At 55.8% G+C, this 3,260-nt stretch carries 4 protein-coding genes; all 4 read right to left on the bottom strand.

Annotated features, from left to right (window positions below; genetic code table 11):
* Positions 1-241: 241 nt before the first annotated feature.
* On the bottom strand, positions 242-547 hold the full coding sequence (locus PMI02_RS25660) for a hypothetical protein (RefSeq protein WP_007688623.1): 306 nt from the start codon (positions 545-547) through the stop codon (positions 242-244).
* A 74-nt stretch (positions 548-621) separates the two neighbouring features.
* A complete protein-coding gene (locus tag PMI02_RS25655; RefSeq protein WP_007688621.1) occupies positions 622-1,086 on the bottom strand; it encodes a hypothetical protein in 465 nt (154 codons plus the stop codon).
* Between the two features lie 170 nt (positions 1,087-1,256).
* Positions 1,257-1,502 carry a response regulator transcription factor gene (locus PMI02_RS25650; RefSeq protein WP_036505543.1) on the bottom strand — a complete coding sequence of 82 codons (246 nt, stop codon included), beginning with the start codon at positions 1,500-1,502 and terminating at the stop codon, positions 1,257-1,259.
* A 647-nt stretch (positions 1,503-2,149) separates the two neighbouring features.
* The gene (locus PMI02_RS25645; RefSeq protein WP_007688615.1) at positions 2,150-2,893 is read right to left on the bottom strand and encodes a Crp/Fnr family transcriptional regulator; all 744 of its coding nucleotides are present in this window, start codon (positions 2,891-2,893) and stop codon (positions 2,150-2,152) included.
* Between the last annotated feature and the right edge of the window lie 367 nt (positions 2,894-3,260).

The raw sequence follows: 3,260 nt of genomic DNA, 5'->3' as shown, positions 1-3,260 counted from the left end.
GGCATGATCCAGCTGGGTCGCTTTGCCAAATTTCGGCGGCAGGCCGAATTGGTTTGAGTATAGAAAGATGTCCTAATGACCCGAATTTAGGTCTGCAGGAGGGTGGTATGCCTAAAACACTGAGCGAACGGGTGGCTGACCCTCGGGCGGCGCGACCTGTTGCAGACCAGAAATGTCCACCGCGGATCGAGGTAACCCGCAGCCGCGGCGCCCAGTGGGCCAATGATCAGCTGTGACATTTTCAGCCTGCGTAGTTCACATCAACAAACAGGCGCGTGAACTCGATTGGAGTTGGGGCGGCGCCAAGCCGGGCGCCATCCTCGCAAGCGGCCTGCCACACCATATTGATGTGGCTCGCCTGATCAGCGGAAAACCGCATGCGACTCGCCACGATGTCGTGCCAGCGCCCGGGAAGATTCCAGACTTCCTGGAGATGAACCTCCGATGCGTCCAGGATCGCTTCCTTGTCTGGATCAAGCGCCCCGATGGCGCGCAGTACATAGCTGTCCAGCAGTTCCAGGAACGGCTTGTCTTCGTACCTGTTCATTCGAATTCCGCGATTGAAAGGCGAAAGAGGCTTGCCATTGCTAGCGCGTCATCGTGTGCGGCCGATGACCGGCGTCACTGCTTTAGCGCTGCGCGCGCGACGCCCTTGATGAGCCTTGCCTTGGCGCGCGCTGACAGACCGTCAGTCAGAGGCTCGCGGCTCAGCCTGCGGAGCAGATGCCGCAAGTCTGAGACTGATGGGCTTCTAAAGTCCCCCATCCGCGCGGTCAGCGCGGGATAATGCCATTTAACGCGCAGCGTCTTTTTCACGCGGTCCCTCCCAGGTCCGTCACCCAGCAATGTCCAGAGGATCATGAACGCTGTAGCGGCAATGCCGAATGCCAGAACCATAATCCTTATCTCGCTGCCGACATCCAAAAAGGCCAAGCCGATCAAGAGCCCCGCTATTACGACCGAAGCGGAGACCCGGTGTCGTGTCTTCTCACCGAGGCAGACACTCGCTGTCGATGCAATGGCGACGATCAACAAGCCGGCGGCTATCTCCGCTGCCGAGCGTAGGCATATCAGGATCAAGTCCATAACGACATCCTCGCCCAGGAAAGGGGGACCTCGAAGTTATGATACCGCATTGGGCGGGGAGCCATCAAGGTCGAGATGGAGCCAATCCGGTCGATCGATGAACGAATACGCAGCCGCCGGCGATGTCAGATGATAACCCGGCATCAAGAGACCGAATGGCGGGCCTAGTCCTACTGAACGGCCTCTTGTGCGATGATGGTGTCGCCGACAAGGCCGTTGAAGATGACATAAGCCACCATGTGCGCACGGTTTCGCGTGCGCGTTTTGAGGCGGACGTTTTCAACGTGCCTTTCTACGGTACACGGGGCGATGGAGAGCCGAATTGCGACCTCCTTTGCGGAAAGACCGAAGGTAACCAGACCAACTATTTCACGCTCACGACTAGTGAGCCCGAGCTCCGTATTTTCCAAAACCATTGCAGAGTGCCCCTAATCGAAATCACTGATTCTGAAGGTTATGTTATAGTGTTTTAGTTACTTCAGTCGGACCCTTGCGATTCGGTATACACGTAAGCTTCGTTAACTTCTTCCTGTTTTTCGTGGGGGATTCTGCGGAGGGGTTCTTCCGACATCTGGGGACAGAAACCGCGGCCCCGACCAAGCCAGATTACCGCACCCGTTCTTCACCGTGCCGGCCTGCACCATCTTGTGCTTCCGAAGCATCAAACCGAAGTAGCTGGCAATTGCTTCCCTTGTGGCCGCCGCCAATTCGCGAAATCGACCCCGACCGCATCTAGTTCATCGAGTATCCGATGCGTAGCACTTAAGAACTTGCTGCTCGCCTTGCTCGTAAGCGCTGAAGTGCGCTCGCCGAGATCGACGCCGCCCTCAGGGCGTTACTCACGTCGTCCTCGGTCGCGCTAAGCAGCGTTTCAATTGCCTTCATGATTACATTGGTACGCTATTGCATGGGTCTCGCCAACTTTGTAGAAAATCAAGACGGTGCCTTTCAGGGATGGCATTGTACCAGCGAGCGCCAAGCAAGCCGGGCATGTCGCGATATCCGCTAACTTGGTGACCAGGGCGGGAGGGTCTCCAATCTCAACTCTAAAGTCGTCACGCGCCTAGAAAGCCACTGCTTCAATGCGGTCCAGGTGTAGATATCGGCTATCAAAATCACCGATACGTGCAAGCTGTGCGAAATCAAGGATGCGGACCGACCGTTTATCCCGCTCGATCAGTCCGGCCTCGCTTAAGATCCGGAGCATACGGTTGACGTGCACGTTGGTGAGCGCCAGCGCATCCGCCAGCTGATCCTGGGTCATCGGCAAGTCATACCCTGAGGAGTCCGCTAAACCAGCGACCTTCAGACGGAGAGCAAACTCGCACAAGAGGTGCGCTGTGCGCGCGCGAGCGTCACGGCGCCCGACGTTGAGCGTCCATTCCCGGAAAATCGCCGCATCCACCAGGGTCTCGTACCACATGGCCTGCCCGACTTGCGGATAATCCGCCGCGATGGCCCGAATGGCCATGCTCGGGATAAGAGCCACTTCAACAGGGGTCATCGCCTGAACGTTGTGGTCGGCGCGTCGAAGGATCGAGCTATGTAGATCGACGACGTCGCCCTTCATATGGATGGAGAATATCTGCCGCCCTCCATTGCCGGCGCTTTTATGCCGATAGACATATCCTGAAAGAAGGAGGCAGGAGTGGGTAGGCGTTTCATCTTCACGAACTATGAAATCATGCGCACGCAGTTCTTTGGCGGTGTGCGGCAATGCAAGGACCGCCGCTTGATCGGACGCGTCCAAAGGCAGCCACAGCAGAAGTTTGTCCAGCATCGGTTGTAATTTCGAGGAAGAAGACATTCACGCTCCGTTCTTTGACGGGAGCGCATCGCATCTCTCAGCCATCGGCGGCCAGGACACGGCCGGTGGTGTATTAGCTTATAACAGCAAATGGAGCATTCAACAAGATTATAAATTGATGATTTTAACGTATTTTAACTTTCCCCGGATCGGTTATTGGCAAGGTTATTAAAATGCTGCGCCAAGAGAGGCGTACGAATCTGAACTCCGCCATATTACTAAAATGAATACCCTTTGCTAAGTCGACATTTTTTACGAGACACTGACTCTGCCTCAGCGTCCCTCAGAGACGGTTCCAGAGTAAACACTATCTCCGAAGAAGCATTTATTGGGCGGTAACATATAGTAATTGCTCAGGGGGGTGGCA

It is taken from the genome of Novosphingobium sp. AP12 (genome assembly GCF_000281975.1).
In the GTDB taxonomy this organism is placed as follows: Bacteria; Pseudomonadota; Alphaproteobacteria; order Sphingomonadales; family Sphingomonadaceae; genus Novosphingobium.
The sequence above is the reverse complement of the archived record's forward strand: the minus strand, read 5'-3'. Positions and strand labels throughout refer to the sequence as shown.

Coding starts and splice junctions, on each gene's coding strand:
- PMI02_RS25660 (WP_007688623.1), bottom strand. CDS start 547: ATGAACAGGTACGAAGACAAGCCGTTCCTGGAACTGCTGGACAGCTAT.
- PMI02_RS25655 (WP_007688621.1), bottom strand. CDS start 1,086: ATGGACTTGATCCTGATATGCCTACGCTCGGCAGCGGAGATAGCCGCC.
- PMI02_RS25650 (WP_036505543.1), bottom strand. CDS start 1,502: ATGGTTTTGGAAAATACGGAGCTCGGGCTCACTAGTCGTGAGCGTGAA.
- PMI02_RS25645 (WP_007688615.1), bottom strand. CDS start 2,893: ATGTCTTCTTCCTCGAAATTACAACCGATGCTGGACAAACTTCTGCTG.